The 16,433-nt window shown below is 48.1% G+C and carries 17 protein-coding genes and 1 tRNA gene; 16 read left to right on the top strand and 2 right to left on the bottom strand.

Annotated features, from left to right (window positions below; genetic code table 11):
* Nucleotides 1–6: 6 nt before the first annotated feature.
* Entirely contained in the window at nt 7–1,149 is a 1,143-nt protein-coding gene (gene ftsW, locus I8U19_RS04825; protein WP_198055324.1) for a putative lipid II flippase FtsW, read from the bottom strand.
* A gap of 85 nt (nt 1,150–1,234) precedes the next feature.
* On the opposite strand from ftsW, the gene rodA reads away from it, so the two are divergent.
* From rodA to I8U19_RS04870, 9 genes are all read left to right on the top strand, one after another.
* A complete protein-coding gene (gene rodA, locus I8U19_RS04830) occupies nt 1,235–2,395 on the top strand; it encodes a rod shape-determining protein RodA (protein WP_052154342.1) in 1,161 nt (386 codons plus the stop codon).
* A gap of 254 nt (nt 2,396–2,649) precedes the next feature.
* Nucleotides 2,650–3,360 carry a zinc metallopeptidase gene (locus I8U19_RS04835; protein WP_220185029.1) on the top strand — a complete coding sequence of 237 codons (711 nt, stop codon included), beginning with the start codon at nt 2,650–2,652 and terminating at the stop codon, nt 3,358–3,360.
* Between the two features lie 221 nt (nt 3,361–3,581).
* Nucleotides 3,582–4,145 (top strand): YhcN/YlaJ family sporulation lipoprotein, encoded by a 564-nt coding sequence (locus I8U19_RS04840; RefSeq protein WP_033101704.1) that lies wholly within the window; start codon nt 3,582–3,584, stop codon nt 4,143–4,145.
* 149 nt (nt 4,146–4,294) lie between these two features.
* The gene (locus I8U19_RS04845) at nt 4,295–4,561 is read left to right on the top strand and encodes a DivIVA domain-containing protein (RefSeq protein WP_198055325.1); all 267 of its coding nucleotides are present in this window, start codon (nt 4,295–4,297) and stop codon (nt 4,559–4,561) included.
* Nucleotides 4,562–4,572: 11 nt separating this feature from the next.
* The gene (locus I8U19_RS04850) at nt 4,573–4,953 is read left to right on the top strand and encodes a hypothetical protein (RefSeq protein ID WP_198055326.1); all 381 of its coding nucleotides are present in this window, start codon (nt 4,573–4,575) and stop codon (nt 4,951–4,953) included.
* A gap of 382 nt (nt 4,954–5,335) precedes the next feature.
* On the top strand, nt 5,336–6,931 hold the full coding sequence (locus I8U19_RS04855) for a peptide ABC transporter substrate-binding protein (protein WP_198055327.1): 1,596 nt from the start codon (nt 5,336–5,338) through the stop codon (nt 6,929–6,931).
* 175 nt (nt 6,932–7,106) lie between these two features.
* Complete coding sequence (locus tag I8U19_RS04860) at nt 7,107–7,475, top strand: DUF308 domain-containing protein (RefSeq protein ID WP_033101701.1); 369 nt, start codon at nt 7,107–7,109, stop codon at nt 7,473–7,475.
* Between the two features lie 80 nt (nt 7,476–7,555).
* Nucleotides 7,556–7,629: transfer RNA gene (locus I8U19_RS04865), tRNA-Gly, on the top strand.
* Between the two features lie 94 nt (nt 7,630–7,723).
* Nucleotides 7,724–8,359: an O-methyltransferase gene (locus I8U19_RS04870; protein ID WP_033101700.1), complete on the top strand. Its 636-nt coding sequence runs from the start codon at nt 7,724–7,726 to the stop codon at nt 8,357–8,359.
* Nucleotides 8,360–8,417: 58 nt separating this feature from the next.
* On the opposite strand, the gene I8U19_RS04875 is transcribed toward I8U19_RS04870, so the two are convergent.
* A complete protein-coding gene (locus I8U19_RS04875; RefSeq protein WP_033101699.1) occupies nt 8,418–8,684 on the bottom strand; it encodes a PGPGW domain-containing protein in 267 nt (88 codons plus the stop codon).
* A 122-nt stretch (nt 8,685–8,806) separates the two neighbouring features.
* Between I8U19_RS04875 and I8U19_RS04880 the strand changes: the two genes are divergently transcribed.
* From I8U19_RS04880 to I8U19_RS04910, 7 genes are all read left to right on the top strand, one after another.
* A complete protein-coding gene (locus I8U19_RS04880; RefSeq protein ID WP_033101698.1) occupies nt 8,807–9,367 on the top strand; it encodes a beta-class carbonic anhydrase in 561 nt (186 codons plus the stop codon).
* A gap of 67 nt (nt 9,368–9,434) precedes the next feature.
* The gene (gene msrA, locus I8U19_RS04885) at nt 9,435–9,905 is read left to right on the top strand and encodes a peptide-methionine (S)-S-oxide reductase MsrA (protein ID WP_033101697.1); all 471 of its coding nucleotides are present in this window, start codon (nt 9,435–9,437) and stop codon (nt 9,903–9,905) included.
* A gap of 173 nt (nt 9,906–10,078) precedes the next feature.
* Nucleotides 10,079–11,332 carry a maltodextrin ABC transporter substrate-binding protein gene (locus I8U19_RS04890; protein ID WP_198055328.1) on the top strand — a complete coding sequence of 418 codons (1,254 nt, stop codon included), beginning with the start codon at nt 10,079–10,081 and terminating at the stop codon, nt 11,330–11,332.
* A 105-nt stretch (nt 11,333–11,437) separates the two neighbouring features.
* Nucleotides 11,438–12,727, top strand: a complete 1,290-nt coding sequence (locus I8U19_RS04895; RefSeq protein ID WP_198055329.1) for a sugar ABC transporter permease — start codon at nt 11,438–11,440, stop codon at nt 12,725–12,727.
* Entirely contained in the window at nt 12,724–13,569 is an 846-nt protein-coding gene (locus I8U19_RS04900) for a sugar ABC transporter permease (protein WP_033101696.1), read from the top strand. The genes I8U19_RS04895 and I8U19_RS04900 overlap by 4 nt, the downstream gene beginning before the upstream one ends.
* Before the next feature lie 22 nt (nt 13,570–13,591).
* Nucleotides 13,592–15,340, top strand: a complete 1,749-nt coding sequence (locus I8U19_RS04905; protein ID WP_198055330.1) for an alpha-glycosidase — start codon at nt 13,592–13,594, stop codon at nt 15,338–15,340.
* Nucleotides 15,341–15,375: 35 nt separating this feature from the next.
* Nucleotides 15,376–16,413, top strand: a complete 1,038-nt coding sequence (locus I8U19_RS04910) for a LacI family DNA-binding transcriptional regulator (RefSeq protein ID WP_033101694.1) — start codon at nt 15,376–15,378, stop codon at nt 16,411–16,413.
* Nucleotides 16,414–16,433: the final 20 nt, after the last annotated feature.

Below are 16,433 nucleotides of genomic sequence, written 5' to 3' on the forward strand. Positions count from 1 at the left end.
TTTTATTCAGATGCGGAATTGTCGGGAGACCGGATCGGGCTTGGCCGCTTTTGTTTTTTTGGTGCGATAGCGGGAAATATTGAGCAGAATTCCCAGCGAGGTCAGTTTGAGGATCAGGGCGGTTCCTCCGTAACTGATCAGCGGCAGGGGAACACCGGTCACCGGAAGCAGCGCCGTCACCACTCCCAGGTTGAAGATCGCTTCAATGGCAATCGAACTGACGATTCCGATTCCCAGCAGCGTCCCGAATGAGTTGGGAGCCTGCAATGAGATCAATACTCCCCGCACAATGAGAAAAATAAACAAAGTGATCAAAAAAGCGCCACCAACAAAGCCCAGTTCTTCTGATATGATGGAGAAGATAAAATCTGTATGCGCCTCGGGCAGGTAGGCCAGTTTTTGAATGCTTTTCCCCAGGCCGACGCCGGTCAGCCCTCCCGGTCCGATCGCGATAAGGGACTGGATGATTTGATATCCGTCCCCGGTGGGATCGCTTAAAGGGTTCAGCATGGTTTTGATCCGGTCTACCCGGTAACTTCCCGAGAGCATCACCAGGATCAAAACGGGAACACCGGACAAAAAGAGATACATGAGATGCTTGAACCTGGCACCGGCGCAAAAAATGATGATCAGACTGGTCAGGATAATGATCATCGTCGCACTGAAATGAGGTTCGATGACAAGCAGAGCGGAAACAAAGCCGATGATGATCAGGGGCGGCAGCAACCCGCGACGGAATTTATCGAGATGGGGCTGTTTTTTCACCATGATCGAAGCTGTGTAAATGATCATTCCCAGCTTGACCAATTCCGAAGGTTGAAAGGAAAGAAAACCGAATCCAAGCCAGCGTTTGGCGCCGTTGTGCACTTGTCCGAGCAGGGGAACCAAGAGCAACAGGATGACGCTCACGGCCAATATCCAGCCTACATGTTTCCGATAAGTTTCATATGGTATATTGGAAACGACGAAAAAAAGGATCAGACCCACCAAGCCGTTGGCAAGTTGCTTTTTAAAAAAATAATAGGAATCATGGATATGCGGGTCGGTATAACCTTTAAAATAACTGGCGCTAAATACCATAACCAGACCAAAACCGAGCAAGATAAAGGTAACCAAAATTAACCAAAAATCAGGTTTGCCACGTTTCATCGTGAAAATCTCCTTCTGCGAAATGTTTTTCAATTCCGTTCATGATGGCAGGATGGAAACCGAAGCGAAAAGGAGAATCAATTGTATGTTAAAGAAAATGCAACGAATTAAGCAAATCGATCCATTTATTATTCTGACGCTGTTCGTACTTGCTGCTATCAGCATTGTTGCCATATCCAGTGCGACTTACACGAGCGATCCTTCATTTGTGCAAAAACAGATGCTCTGGTATTCAATCGGCTTTCTATGTATGATCGGGGTTCTCCTCTTTGATTATAAAATTTTGCTTCAGGGTCGGTTTTTGTACATTCTTTATGGGTTTGGCATATTGTTGTTGCTCATCGTCATGATTCCCGGTGTCGGAATAAAAGTAAACGGTGCACAGCAGTGGATCGGAATCGGAAGTTTAACCTTTCAACCGTCTGAGTTGATGAAGCTGATCTTTATTCTGATCTTAGCAAAAATCCTTTCCGTGAAAAAAGGAGCACCTTGGTCCGATCTCAAGACATTGGGAAAAATAATCGCTTTTTTTGCCATCCCATTCCTGATTATCGTTTTACAGCCGGATTTGGGAACAGCCATGATTCTGATGGCGATTACGGCGAGCATGTTGCTTGTCGGGGGACTCAACTGGAAATGGTTTGCCGGGGGAATCGCCGTTGTGGCCATAGCGGCCGGCACTGTTATAATTCTCTATACCACGCATTCGCCCCTGCTCCATCTCATTTTGCAGCCGCACCAAATTCAACGGATTCAAATTTTCCTCGATCCGGCGTCCGATCCCACCGGGGCCGGCTATCAGTCGACACAGGCCAAAATCGCGATCGGATCGGGAATGCTGAAAGGGAAAGGATTTCATCACGGGACGCAGGCGCAGGGAAATTGGATTCCCGAACCGTACAATGACTTCATTTTTGCTGTGATCGGGGAAGAGTTTGGCTTTATCGGAGCCAGTGTGCTTATGTGTGCCTATCTCTTTTTGCTTTACCGCCTGATCCAAATTGCGATGAGGGCCTCGCATCCGTTTGGCGTTTACCTCACCTCCGGGATTGTCGGCATGTTTGTCTTCCAGATATACCAAAACATCGGGATGACGCTGGGGTTAATGCCGATTACTGGCATTCCGCTGCCATTTATCAGTTACGGAGGAACCTCGCTCGTCACCCAGATGATGGCCATCGGCTTTGCGCTCAATGTCGGCATGCGTTCGCGCAATGAACTGATGTTTGACACGTTTGTTGCTTAAAGTGGTGCAACCCCCTTGCCGGAATGCGGCATCCGGCCAAGGGGGGTTTTTTTATAAAAAAAAGGGTGGTAAATAAAACCATTGATTGAGGAGAATGTCATAATTATCATTAATAATAGGAAAAGAAGTCAAAAATTTTTTGACCAAATTCGATCATCTCTTCACAGAAGCGTTGATTTTGAAGGGAAGTACATGTCATGAAATGAAACAAAAGCGGGTAATGTTAAAATAGATGATGAGAGGAGTGGATCAGATTGTTTTTTCCCATTTGGTATGGTGTGAACCCCATCTTTGTGCTAGTTTCCATTATCGGTCTCGTGATCACGCTATGGGCCCAGTGGAAAGTGCGGGGAAATTACCAAATCTGGTCGCGGGTTCGTGCGAGATCGGGATTGACCGGGGCGGAAGTTGCACGCAGGATTCTCGATCGAAACGGTTTGTATCACGTGCCGGTGCAAATGGTTCCGGGGAGTCTGACTGACCACTATGATCCGACTGCGCGGGCGGTTCGCCTGTCAGAACACGTATACACATCTGATTCAATCGCGGCCATTTCCGTGGCGGCCCATGAATGCGGACATGCCATTCAGCATAAAGAAGCTTATGGAGCGTTGGTGTTTCGCCACCGCATGGTTCCCGTTCTGAACATTGCCTCCGGTCTGGCGCCTTTCTTGTTGATGGCGGGGATCTTTTTTAAGTTTACCGGCCTGTTGATGCTCGGTTTGATCTTTTTCTCGGTTGTGGTGCTGTTCCATCTCGTCACGCTGCCGGTGGAATACAATGCGAGCAGCCGGGCCAAGAAAATCATGGCGATTGAAGGGTTTGTGCACGGTCCTGAAGAGGAAAGAGGCGTTCGCCGCGTCTTGGGTGCTGCCGCGCTCACCTACGTTGCCGGTGCGTTGGTCGCCTTGCTTGAATTGTTGCAATATGTCTTTATTCTCTTTTTCCAGAATGACCGGGATTAACAAGCCAAAGCCCCTTTTACAGGGGTTTTTTCTTTGCCGGCATTTCGGTGGCCGGACCGTCGGGAACCACTTTCCTCCCGATTTTTCGGACTTCTCACCCGGATTGCGCTGAAAAGGCTTGAGTTTTTTGTTGTAAAAAAACGGAAGCGGCTCAGGGGTAATAGAAACGGTTGGCATTCACATACTAAAGGCAAATAAAAAGTTGAAGGAGGGAACTGTGAATGCTGACTCGTCGGCTGTTCATCAGCGGCTTGGTCGTGCTTTCGATGATCACCATGTCCGTGGGCTGTGCCACAAGCAAGCAAGGATTGCCCAATCCGAACGAACCGGGGTATCGTACGCAAAAAGTGGCCAATGAGTCGCTGCGCAACCGCAATGTGCGCAATGATGTACGCAATGGGAATACCTACTTGAATCGTACCGATACCAATGATAATAATTTGTCGCGCAACGTGCGGGTGGCGGATGACGTTGCCAGGGGGGTAGCGGGTTTGAAACAGGTGAATACTGCTGCCGCCATTGTGATGGGTCGTAACGCTTATGTTGCGGTCACTTTGAAACATAACACCGGCGACGGGAAATTGACAGAGAGGATAAAAAAACAGATTGCCAGGAGGGCCAAAGCAGTTGATCCAAGCTTGCGCAACGTCTATGTCTCCTCCAATCCGAACTTTGTCAAACAAATGAATAATTATGCCAATGATTTGCGAAACGGGAGACCGATCAGCGGGTTTATCAAAAACTTGGGCGATATGATCAGAAGAACGTTCCCGGAAGCAAAATAAGCAGAAAACCCATTTTCCTTAGAAACCCATTTTCTACGGGGAATGGGTTTTCTTATTTGTAATTAATTAAGTTTCTCTATAGGGATTTATTCGTCTTTGTTTTTTTATATAATGGTTGTGAAAGAAATGTTGGCCGAGGAGTGTGATCCATGAGCAGACTAACCCCAATGGATATTTTTAATAAGGATTTTAAGCATGCCATCCGTGGTTATGATATTGAAGAGGTTAACGAATTTTTGGATTTAGTTATAAAAAATTATGAAGAAGTGCTGCAAGAAAATGAATATTTAAAGGATCAGATCAAAAAATTAAAGAAAAATCAAGGGGGTTCGGGTGCGGCACCCAATCAGAATGATGACCTGATGGATCAGATTCTCATGCGCCTGGAGAGATTGGAACAAATCGTACTCAGATAAGGAGGAGACGATTGTCAGCGATTCAGCGTTTTTTCAGCGGAGTGACAGAAACTGGGGATCAGCAGGAGCCCAATTTGAGGACAAGATATTACCGAAATCAAAAATGGGAGGCAATCGAAGCGTTAAAAGGGTTGCCCGGGCAGTTTCCTTCCTTTCGGTTGATTCATGTGGATGAATCTCGCGGGGAGGTTATGTTGGAATGTCGCAATGGTATAGGGTTGAAACATGATTTGGTCGTCACCGTGATCGATATCACCCCGATCCGGACGGCGGTTGATATTCATGCCGCACTGAGGGCAAAGTTTGTTGACTTCGGATGGAACGGAAAAATTATCCGAAGCATCTATCAATATTTGGACCGACGATTGAGCAAAGATTTGAGTAACGGGTGAATTTCTGGACGAAAGCCGGCTGTTTAAGGAAGATTTATTTGACAGATTTTTCTGATTATATCATCGGCAGGATTGATTTATTCAACGGTACGTATGAGACAAGAGAATTCGCAGTCAGGGCAAATGTATATCTGAAGCGGTGGATACCCATCGCTTTTTTTGTGCAAAAAAAAGAGACAGGATACCCGGAGAGATTTTGTTCTTTGGAGACCCCTCATCCGTCCTTCTGGTGTTGCCGCCTTGCAAATCAAGCCTGTCATCGTGAGAGTCATATTTTTTATTTAATATTAGTATAATTTCATTTATCGGAAGGTTTTTAATACGGATATGACGAAGTAATTTTCATTCCGTTTTTTGTTTGTGTATTGAAGGAGGGAGAGATTTGAAAAAGTTCGGCCTTTTTTCTCTGCTTTTATTGCTTGTTTTGGCTGCCGGTTTATCGGGATGCGCCTCAAAAGCCAATGGTCCAGAGCAAAAGATCCTGAATTTGAATACCACCGGCGAACCGACCAGTCTCGATCCGGCCAAGGCATTTGATGAGGATACGCTGGAAATCACCAACAACCTGTTTGAAGGTTTGATGCGTCTGGACAAAAACGATCAGCCGCAACCGGCGCTCGCCGATAAGGTCGATGTCAGTTCCGACGGGCTGACTTACCGGTTTCACCTGAAAAAGACCAAATGGTCCAATGGGGATCCTTTGACCGCGCATGATTTTGAATACGAATGGAAGCGGGTGCTCGATCCGAAAACGGCCGCGGAACCAGCGTTCTTGCTCTATTTTATTGAAGGAGCGGAAGCATATAACACGGGGAAAGGGAGCGTGGATCAGGTCGGGGTCAAAGCTTTGGATGATGACACGCTGGAAGTCCGGCTGGCAAAGCCCACCCCTTCCTTTTTACAGTTGACGGCTTATCCCGTCTACTTCCCTGTCGACCGAAAAGTAGTCGAGAAAAATCCGAATGCATTTGCCGATGCAAAAACGTATGTGAGCAACGGGGCGTTTAACCTGACGGAGTGGAAGCACAATGATCATCTTACCCTTGAGAAAAATGACCAATATTACAAAAAAGAGAAAGTGAAACTCGATGGACTACATTATTCGATTGTTAGTGATAACAAAACGATTTACCAACTGTATCAAACGAAAAAGTTGGATGTCGCAGCCGGAGCGCAAATGCCGGCGGATCTGCTTCCCTCCATGCTGAAAAACGGGACGATCAAGACGATGGACGGCAACGGGCTTGCCTTTTTCCGCTTTAACACGAAGAAACCGCCGTTTACCAATGCCAAGGTGCGCAAGGCATTTGCACTGGCCATTGATCGCCGGACCATCGCAGAGAAGATCGTCGGCGGAGGAGTAAAACCGGCGTATGGCTATGTGGCCCCTTCCGCCCCGAATCAATTTCGCAAACAAGGCGGCGACTTGATTAAGGACGGACAGTATGATGAAGCCAAAAAATTGCTTCAGGAAGGCATGAAAGAAGAAGGCTGGAGCCAACTGCCGACAGTCACGCTGCTGTACAGCAATTCCAATGAGAAATATAAAAAGATCGCCGAAGCAGTACAAGAGATGATCCATCAGCACCTGAATGTGGAGATACAGTTGCAGGCCGAGGAGAAGAAGGTGTTTTTCGCCGATCAACGCAGTTCGAACTTCGTCATGCAGCTGGCAAGTTTCCTAGCTGACTACAACGACACCTATAATTATCTGGAGAGCTGGCAAACCGATCATTCAATGAATCATACGCATTGGAGCAACAAAGAATATGACGCTTTGCTGGAACAATCTTCGGAAACGAGCGATATCAACAAACGTGACCAGTTGCTTCATCATGCTGAACAGATCTTGTTTGATGAAGCGCCGATCACTCCGCTGTATTTCTACAATATCGCTTATGCGCAGCAGCCGGACGTGACGGGAATTATCCGCCATCCGGTCGGGCCGAATGATTATTCGGAAGCAGATAAAAAATAAGGAATTTGCTTGGGGAAAAACGGAAAATGGGAACAACTTGTTGCAAAACCTCTTTGTTGGCTTGGGAGCGGAGTCGGTTTCTGCTCCATTTTTATTTCCTCCATTTAACAAACGTTTTTTTACAGGAAGAAACACATACTAAGCCTAAACCCGGAAACCAAATGGAGGGATCGGCATGGCTAAGGACAAGAAGCTGAATAAGGAAGAAGAAAACCAGAACGAACCGAATGTCGCAAATAGACCGGATGATGAGGAAACAGCGGCGGAACTTTCACCCAATCCCACCTTTGCCAGTGAAGACAACGACCGTGACGACCAGAGAGGCGCGCGTACCGAAAATGGTGGTATGGGACTTGGCATCGCCGCTTTGGTTCTGTCCGTCCTCGCCTTTTTCTTCTGGCCTTTCGTTTTGTCGATTGCCGGCATCGTCGTCGGTGCGTTCGCCGTCAGAAGGAAAAGCACGTTGGGCTGGTGGGCCATTGCTGTGGGAATCGTTGCTTTGATTTTAGCGTTTGTACTCTTTCCGTTTCGTTTGATATTTTAACCTTCCGGGTGGAAACAAGTCCCCAAAAAAGGGGGCTTGTTTTTGTGTATTGGTTTATGGTATAATGACCATGTCGATACGCGGATGTAGTTTAATGGCAGAACACTAGCTTCCCAAGCTAGTAGTGCGGGTTCGATTCCCGTCGTCCGCTCCAACATGAAAAGGTACCACCGTCAGGTGGTACCTTTTCTTTTTTCATTAAATTGGGATAAAATAAGAGAGTGTTTTTTAAAAAAATATCGGGGAGGATGCTTGTGCAGGAAAAAGAATATGTCCGTTCTCTCTTTGTCCAGGAAGACGAGGTCTTGAAAGGGATTGCCGCCGGATTGGCCGAACGCGACATGCCGCAGATTTCCGTACCGCCGGAAGTGGGAAAAACGCTTTACCTGCTCACCAAGATTTCCGGAGCCAAAAAGGTGTTGGAAATCGGGACACTGGGTGGATACAGTACGATCTGGTTGGCCCGAGCCTTGCCGGAAGACGGGAAAGTGGTATCGCTTGAACTGAAACAGAAGCATGCCGACTTTGCCATGGAAAACTTGACAAAAGCAGGGCTGGATACACGCGTTTCCTTTATGGTGGGGGATGCGGCAGATAGTTTGTCCCAATTGACCCAAAGAAATGAGCGGTTTCAATTTATTTTTATTGATGCAGATAAAATGAATTATTTGCATTACTTGGAAAAAGCGATTGAACTGGCTGAACCGGGAGCGATCATTGCCGCGGACAATCTCTTTATGGGCGGGAAAATCCTGGATGAGTCTTATCAAGGTCCGTCCCCTGTGGCCGTACGGGAATTTAACCGCCGCATTGCCACCGATCCCCGGTTGGAATCCATTCTGCTTACCATCGGTGACGGTCTGGGAATTTGCCGCGTCAAATAAATATAAAAACTGCCGGAGGAAAATGTTTCACTTCGGCAGTTATTCACATGGGTTTTTCTCATTCCGGATTTGATTTTGAGCCAAAGCGGAATTTATTTCCCCATTTTTCAATCCATTTCTCCGATTTTACTGCTATTTCGGGGTACCGCCGGCGCAGGCGATCAAGCAGGCGTTTCGCCCAGGGCGTGGTTTGCGACAACAGGATCAACCCGATCAGCGTAAAGAGAAACCCTTGCAGAATCGGGACAAAAAAGCCAATAATCCCGAGGACGAGAAATGTCCAGCCAAGTACGACTTTGATCACGTGTTTTACTCTGTCATTCATGGGGAACAATAAACCACCTTTTGCTTTGGGGTGTCATCGTAATTAGTATACCCGACCAACCTGGGATAAAAAATGGTCAGCTTTTTGGACAATTAAAAAACGACATCAAAGGAGTAGATCAGATGAGCCGTCTGGAAGAGATTCTGGCCTATAATCGGGAATTTGTGAATAATAAGGAATATGAACCATATCTGGCGGAAAAATATCCGAAAAAAGAGCTGCTGGTCGTAACCTGTATGGATACCCGGTTGGTTGAGCTTTTGCCAAAGGCGCTCAATCTTAAAAACGGAGATGCCAAAGTGGTAAAAACGGCCGGTGCCATGGTGACAGAGCCATATGGCAGCGTGATGAGAAGCATTTTGGTGGGAGTGTCGCTGCTGAAAGCGAAAGAAATCTTTGTGATTGGGCACAAAGGATGCGGCATGGAAGGGCTGAGAGCCGGATCGGTTCTGGAACACCTAGAGGAGCACGGGGTCACGCAGAACGAAATTGAAGCCGTTCGTGAGCAAGGGGTGGATCTGCATAAATGGTTAGCCGGATGCGCAAACGTGGAAGAAGGGGTCATGAACAGCATCCGTCTGATCCAAAATCATCCCCTGCTTCCCCAGGAAATTCAGGTTCACGGTTTGATCATTGATCCCGAAACCGGGGAGCTGGAGCTGATTCATGACGGGCGGAAATAAGTTTGGTCTCCGGCTTTCAAGTGGAATCTTATTCTGATAAAATTGATGAAGAAAAGGGGGAATAAAAATGGCGCTCGCAACATTTGGTGCAGGCTGTTTTTGGGGAGTAGAAGAAACGTTTCGCCAGGTTCCGGGTGTAATCAACACCACAGTGGGCTATATGGGCGGGACGTTGGAGAACCCAACCTATGAAGATGTATGCACTGACCGCACCGGACATGCGGAAGTGGTGCAAATCGAATATAATCCGGAGCAGGTCTCCTATCTGGATCTGCTCGATATCTTTTGGAACAACCATAATCCGACGACGTTAAACCGTCAGGGTCCCGATGTGGGAACGCAGTACCGTTCCGTGATCTTCTACCATAATGAAGAGCAAAAGAAATTAGCCGAAGCATCCAAAGAAAAGATGGACAAAAGCGGCCGCTGGAAAAATCCGATCGTCACGGAGATCACACCGGCTTCAACATTCTGGCGGGCAGAAGAATATCATCAACGCTACCTGCAAAAGCGCGGCCTTGACTCGTGCCATATCTGATCCTGAAATCGACCGATGCTGCTTCTTGAAGAGGCGGCATCTTTTTTTACAAAAATATTATTGCGAAAATAAATAATATAATTTCTTGTAAGATAAATGATGAGGCGATAAAATAGAGATGGAATCGACGTATTTTTGTTTATGCAACCGTTTGCACAAAGGAGGCTTCGGAGATGAAAAAATGGATCGGTCTTGTCGCGGTTTTCGCGATAGTGACCGCACTGTTGAGCGGATGCGGGCCGAAGCGCGATCCCCATGTTCAGGCCGGTGGAATCGAGCGGAAGCCGGACAAGCTGGTAGTCTGGGAAAACGCGGATGACGGGGTGCAAATCAACAACACCAAAAAATTGGCCGCCCAGTTTACCAAACGAACGGGGATCAAAGTCGATGTCGTTGCCGTTCCTCTCTTGAAACAGGAAGATAAACTGACGCTGGATGGCCCGGCCGGAAAAGGGCCTGACCTGGTTACCTGGCCGCATGACCGGCTGGGGGAAGCGATTGTCAAAGGTCTTTTGCAACCGATTCAGGTAGATGATTCCGTCAAAGAGCAATTTGATGATAACGCCATGCGGGCCATGACTTATAACGGTCAGGTTTATGGTCTGCCGAAAGTGACGGAGAGTATCGCTTTAATATATAACAAAAAATTAATGAACAACGTACCGGCAACGTATGAAGATCTGATGAAGTACGCAAAAGAGAACAATAAACCGGCGGAAAATAAATATGGAATCATGTTTGAGGCGAATAATCTTTATTTTACGTATTTCCTGTTTGCGGCCAAAGGCGGTTCCGTTTTTGGGGAGACCGGTGGCAAAACCGATCCGGATAAAATTGAATTAAACAGCCCGGGCTCGATTGCCGGGATGAAAGAAGTGGAAAAATGGTTCAGTCAGGGGTTGTTGCCGAAAGGGCTGAAAGGGGATACCGTGAGCGGGCTCTTTAAAGAAGGGAATGTGTCGGCCGTCCTGAACGGTCCCTGGGCAGTCAAGGACTATCAGGCTGCCGGCATTGATCTGGGTGTCGCACCGCTTCCCAAGGTTGACGGAAAACCGGCACGGACGTTTGTCGGTGTGAAAGGATGGTATTTATCCGCTTACAGCAAGCATCCCCGATACGCGACTGATCTGATGAAATTTTTGACAAGCAGAGAAGCATTGAAATCACGATTTCTGGAAACGGGTGAAATTCCTCCGCGCAAGGATCTTCTGAATGATCCGATGATTAAAAACAATCCGTTGATTCATGGCTTTGCCGAGCAGGCGAAAACAGGGGTGCCCATGCCGAGCATTCCGGAGATGGGGGTTGTCTGGGAACCGGTTAACAATGCCCACACCTTTGTCGCGGAAGGGAAACAGACTCCCAAACAAGCACTGGATGACGCAGTCAGATTGATCAAAGAAAACATCAAAACGATGAAACAATAAGCAAAATCAGAAGGGAAGACAGGGGCCTCCGACTGCCGGGCCCCGACGACCCGTCCTGCAACATGCTTTTTCAGACGGAATACAGGGTAAAGGATGCGAGGTTGGATGAATTCAGCAAAATGTCCGTTAATAAGAAGAAGCAGGGTTGCCGCCGTGCTATCCGCTTTGTCGATGGGCCTCGGGCAAATGTACAATCGACAGTGGGTGAAAGGCGGATTGTTATTGGGGTTGCAGATCGCCTATATCGTTGTTTTCTATCCTTTTTTTAACATCGGACTCTGGGGCATTGCCACCTTGGGCACAATTCCGCAAGTGGATAATTCGCTCGATTTGATGGCGGAGGGGATTATTTCCATTTTGCTTATCCTGTTTGGCCTGGGCTGTTACGGTTTCAATATTCGCGATGCCTACAAAGTGGGAAAATTGCGGGAACGGGGAGTCAAACCTCCCGGAGTGATGCAGACCTTCCGGCATGTTACCGATCAGGGTTTTCCGTATCTTGTGATCGGACCGGCCATGATATTGCTTGTGTTTGTGGTGCTCTTTCCCATTTTGTTCATGATAGTGCTCGCTTTCACGAACTATGACCTTTATCATCAACCTCCGGCCAAATTGGTCGACTATGTCGGGCTGGATAACTTCGTGCACCTGTTTCAACTCAGCTTTTGGAAAACATCTTTTTTCAGCGTTCTCTGCTGGACGGTGGTTTGGACGTTGGTTTCGACAACGGTTCAGGTGATTTTGGGCCTGTTTTTAGCCGTGATCCTCAATCAGAAAAAACTGAAGTTTAAAAAGTTTTTCCGCACCATTTTGATCTTGCCGTGGGCAGTTCCCTCGTTTGTCTCGATCATTGTTTTTTCCGGCCTGTTTGATAACAACTTCGGAACGGTTAACCTTTTTTTGCAGGGAATCGGGCTGGGGGCACTGCCGTGGATGACGGATCCCTTTTGGGCCAAAATCGCCATTTTGCTGATCCAATTTTGGCTTGGCTTTCCCTTCAGCATGGCTTTATATACCGGTGTGTTACAAGCGATCTCTGCGGATCTGTATGAGGCGGCTGAGGTGGACGGGGCGACGATCTGGCAGAAATTTCGCCATATCACTTTGCCGATGGCGCTTTATGCAACGGCTCCGTTGCTGATCGTTCAATATGTGGGCAATTTTAATAATTTCAATGTCATTTATCTCTTTAATAAAGGGCTTCCGGCCATCCCGGGACAAACGGCCGGGGGGACGGACATTCTTATTTCCTGGGTTTACAAATTAACCTTTGAAACCTCCAAATACAACTATGCCGCGGCGATTTCCGTCATCATCGGCTTGATCGTAACCGTGCTGGCCGTTTTGCAATTCAGGGGAACCCGTTCGTTCAAAGAGGAAGGGATGATCCGATGAACAGCAGCAAACGGCAAACGTATCTCCGGCTTCTCCTGAGTTACCTGATTCTGATCATCATGGCTGTGATTTGTATTTACCCGTTGCTGTGGGTGATCGGGGCTTCATTCAGCCCGGGGGACGGCATCTTTTCCACTTCGCTGGTTCCGAAACATGCGACCTTGGCTCATTATCGCTGGCTTTTCTTCAATCCTAACAGCCAGTATCCGACCTGGTATTGGAACACCCTGAAAATCGCCCTGATCAATGCGTTTGTGTCCGTGATCATCACCACTGGTACGGCCTATGTGTTTTCCCGTTACCGTTTTTTCGGACGCAAATACGGATTAGTTTTATTTCTGACTTTGCAGATGTTCCCGTCGATGATGACAATGGTTGCCATTTATCTGTTGCTGAATTGGATCGGTCTGTTGGATACGCACCTGGGGTTGCTGATTTTTTACGCGGGAACGCAAATTCCGTTCAACACCTGGTTGGTGAAAGGGTATTTTGACACGATACCCTACAGCCTTGATGAAGCAGCGCGGATCGACGGGGCCGGCCATGTCACCATCTTCTGGAAAGTGATCATGCCGCTGGCCAAACCGATTCTGGCGGTGATGTTTTTGTTTAATTTTATGACACCGATGACTGATTTTCTGTTGCCGCAAATCATATTGACCAGCCCGGATAATCAGACGCTGGCGGTCGGGCTGTTCAGCTTTATCAACAAAGATGTGGGCAAGCAATATACGTTGTTTGCTGCCGGTTCCGTGTTGATTGCCGTTCCGATCACGGTGATTTTCCTGTCTTTACAGCGCTACTTTATCTCCGGATTGACTGCAGGAGCGAATAAAGGCTGATTCAGGGAGGAGATGAGCTTTCATGCTTATTGAAGCACTTTTTCACGAAACGAGGGTTCCCTATGCCTGTCCGGAAAATTTGCATTCCCTCAGGGTGCGACTGCGTGCCGGGAAAGGAGAAATCGCCCGCTGTCTCGTGCTCCACGCGGATCGCTATGAATTACTGGATTCCTGTTTTCAGCAGACGGAAGCGGAATGGATGGCCTCGGACCAGCGGTTTGATTATTTTGAAGCTTTGCTGGAGTGCACTGCAAAACGCCTGCAATATGTATTTCTCCTGGAAGGAAAAAAAGGAGAGCGGGTTTATTTCGGAGAATCGGGAGTGTCAAAGGAACGGAACCGGGCAGGAGTTTTCCAGTATGCCTATATCCATGAATCAGCCTTGTTTGTGACCCCGGAGTGGGCCAGGGATGCGGTGGTTTATCAGATTTTTCCGGACAGGTTTGCCAATGGTGACAAGGAGAACGACCCGCCCCGGACGGAAGATTGGAGCAAGGATGCACGGCCCGGAAGGGACAGTTTTTACGGCGGTGACTTGGAGGGGGTGATCCATTCCCTCACCTATTTGCGCAAACTGGGGGTTAATGCGCTCTATTTCACTCCCATTTTTGCCTCCCCATCCAATCACAAGTACGATACAGCGGATTATCTGAGAATTGATCCCCAGTTTGGCAATCTGGACACGTTTAAGCGCCTGATCAGGGAGGCTCACCGGCACGGGATGCGAATCATTCTTGATGCGGTGTTCAACCATTCGGGTGACCGGTTTTTTGCTTTTCGCGATGTACTGGAAAAGGGAGCGGACTCGCAATACAGAGACTGGTTTTTCATCGAGCAGTTTCCGGTTGTGCAAACGCCACAGCCCAACTATGAGACGTTTGCTGTCAATGTTCCTGTCATGCCGAAGCTGCGCACGGAAAACAGGGAGGTAAAAGAATATTTGTTCCAGGTCGTCCGCTACTGGACAGAAATGGGGATCGACGGGTGGCGGCTGGATGTGGCCAATGAGGTGGATCATGCCTTTTGGCGTGATTTCCGATCTTTTGTGAAGATGCTGAATCCGGAAGCCCTTATCATCGGCGAAGTATGGCATAATGCGGTAAAATGGCTGGAAGGGGATCAGTTTGATTCGGTCATGAATTATTTGTTTCGCGACTGCGTTTATCGTTTTTTTGCAGAGCAAACATCAGATGCCAGCGAGTTTGATGCCGAATTGACCACAGCACGCATCTCTTATCCGGATCAGGCGCTGCAAGTGGCATGGAATCTGCTTGATTCCCATGATACCGAGCGCTTTTTGACCTCTTGCGGTGAAAAGGAAGAACGGTTCCGCCTGGCCGTCTTGTTTCAGATGACCTATGTGGGGACGCCGTTGATTTATTACGGGGATGAAATAGGCATGACCGGAGAGACAGATCCTGATTGCCGCCGGCCGATGTTGTGGGATAAAGAGGAGCAAAATCAGGCGCTTTTCTCCTATTATCAACGGCTCATCCGGATTCGCCGGAGTTGTGCTCCGTTGCGGAGGGGGAGTTTCCGGACATGGTTGGCTGATCCAGGTTCCCCTGTCTATGCCTTTGTGCGCTCATGGCAAGGGGAAAATGCAGGAATTGTCCTGAATAACAGCGACAGCTGGCAAAATGTTTCCTTGCCGCTGGATACATGGGCAAAAAGGAATTGGACCGATTTGTTGACGGGGGAAAAAGGCCAGGCATCAGGAAACCGGATGGAGTTGATTCTTTCCCCTTATCAGGGAATGGTGCTGGTTTGAAAAACAGTCTGATCATTTGTTAAAGGGGTATTTTTATGGCAACGATTAAAGATGTGGCGAAACTGGCGGATGTGTCGCCATCGACAGTGTCGAGGGTGATTGCCGGAAGCAACCGGATCAGCCTTGAAACCAAGCTCCGCGTTAAACGGGCGATGGAAGAACTGAACTACGTTCCGAACGCGATCGCCAGAAGTCTGGCGCGGAGCCGCTCGCGAACCATCGGTTTTACCATCGCCCGGGAGGCGGATCAGGCTTTTTCCAATCCTTTTTTTTCAGAAGTGATGCGGGGGATGTCGACTATCGCCCAAGCAAGGGATTACAACATCCTTTTGTCTATCAGCCGGACACCGGAAGAGGAACGGCAAAAATGCATGCAACTCTTTCGCGAGCGCAGGGTCGACGGGTTGATTGTCTCCACTTCACGCAAGCAGGATCCGCTGATCGACCTGCTGATTGCCGAAAACGTTCCCTTCGCCTTGATCGGGAGAAGCTGTGAACACCCGGTTTTATCGGTGAATAATGACAATATACAAGCGGCCAAAAAAGCAACATTGCATTTATTGGAGCAAGGATATGAGAAAGTGGTTTTTATCAGCGGCGATCCCAATCTGATCGTAAGTCAGGACCGGATCAGCGGGTATAAACAAGCATTGAGCGAGAAGGGAATAAGCTTCGCGGCGGAAAGAGCAGTGACGGCGGAGTTTTCCATCGAAAGCGGATTTAATGCCCTGCAGGAACTGAAATCCCGCGGTGTCGACTTTGACGCGGTGCTGGCGGCCGATGACTTGTTCGCCTTGGGAGCCTTGCAATTTGCCGGACATAACCGACTGCGCGTCCCCGAAGAACTCGGGATTGTCGGTTTTAACGATTCGCCGTTGTTGTCCTTTACGAATCCTCCTTTGACCAGTGTCAAAATCTTATCGTACGAACTCGGCATGGAGGCGGTGAAACTGCTTTTGAACGCTTTGAGCGATCCGGAACATTGCAGCTTGCCTGCTGAGCATGTGATTCCGTCACAACTCATCATCCGCCAATCGAGTTTGAAAAAGAACAGGGAAATGGATTGCACCTGAATCTCATGTCAGGTGTTTTG

The sequence above is a fragment of the Thermoactinomyces sp. CICC 10523 genome (genome assembly GCF_016055105.1).
In the GTDB taxonomy this organism is placed as follows: Bacteria; Bacillota; Bacilli; order Thermoactinomycetales; family Thermoactinomycetaceae; genus Thermoactinomyces_A; species Thermoactinomyces_A daqus.

Coding starts and splice junctions, on each gene's coding strand:
- ftsW (WP_198055324.1), bottom strand. CDS start 1,149: ATGAAACGTGGCAAACCTGATTTTTGGTTAATTTTGGTTACCTTTATC.
- rodA (WP_052154342.1), top strand. CDS start 1,235: ATGTTAAAGAAAATGCAACGAATTAAGCAAATCGATCCATTTATTATT.
- I8U19_RS04840 (WP_033101704.1), top strand. CDS start 3,582: ATGCTGACTCGTCGGCTGTTCATCAGCGGCTTGGTCGTGCTTTCGATG.
- I8U19_RS04845 (WP_198055325.1), top strand. CDS start 4,295: ATGAGCAGACTAACCCCAATGGATATTTTTAATAAGGATTTTAAGCAT.
- I8U19_RS04860 (WP_033101701.1), top strand. CDS start 7,107: ATGGCTAAGGACAAGAAGCTGAATAAGGAAGAAGAAAACCAGAACGAA.
- I8U19_RS04870 (WP_033101700.1), top strand. CDS start 7,724: ATGCTTGTGCAGGAAAAAGAATATGTCCGTTCTCTCTTTGTCCAGGAA.
- I8U19_RS04875 (WP_033101699.1), bottom strand. CDS start 8,684: ATGAATGACAGAGTAAAACACGTGATCAAAGTCGTACTTGGCTGGACA.
- I8U19_RS04880 (WP_033101698.1), top strand. CDS start 8,807: ATGAGCCGTCTGGAAGAGATTCTGGCCTATAATCGGGAATTTGTGAAT.
- msrA (WP_033101697.1), top strand. CDS start 9,435: ATGGCGCTCGCAACATTTGGTGCAGGCTGTTTTTGGGGAGTAGAAGAA.
- I8U19_RS04890 (WP_198055328.1), top strand. CDS start 10,079: ATGAAAAAATGGATCGGTCTTGTCGCGGTTTTCGCGATAGTGACCGCA.
- I8U19_RS04895 (WP_198055329.1), top strand. CDS start 11,438: ATGAATTCAGCAAAATGTCCGTTAATAAGAAGAAGCAGGGTTGCCGCC.
- I8U19_RS04900 (WP_033101696.1), top strand. CDS start 12,724: ATGAACAGCAGCAAACGGCAAACGTATCTCCGGCTTCTCCTGAGTTAC.
- I8U19_RS04905 (WP_198055330.1), top strand. CDS start 13,592: ATGCTTATTGAAGCACTTTTTCACGAAACGAGGGTTCCCTATGCCTGT.
- I8U19_RS04910 (WP_033101694.1), top strand. CDS start 15,376: ATGGCAACGATTAAAGATGTGGCGAAACTGGCGGATGTGTCGCCATCG.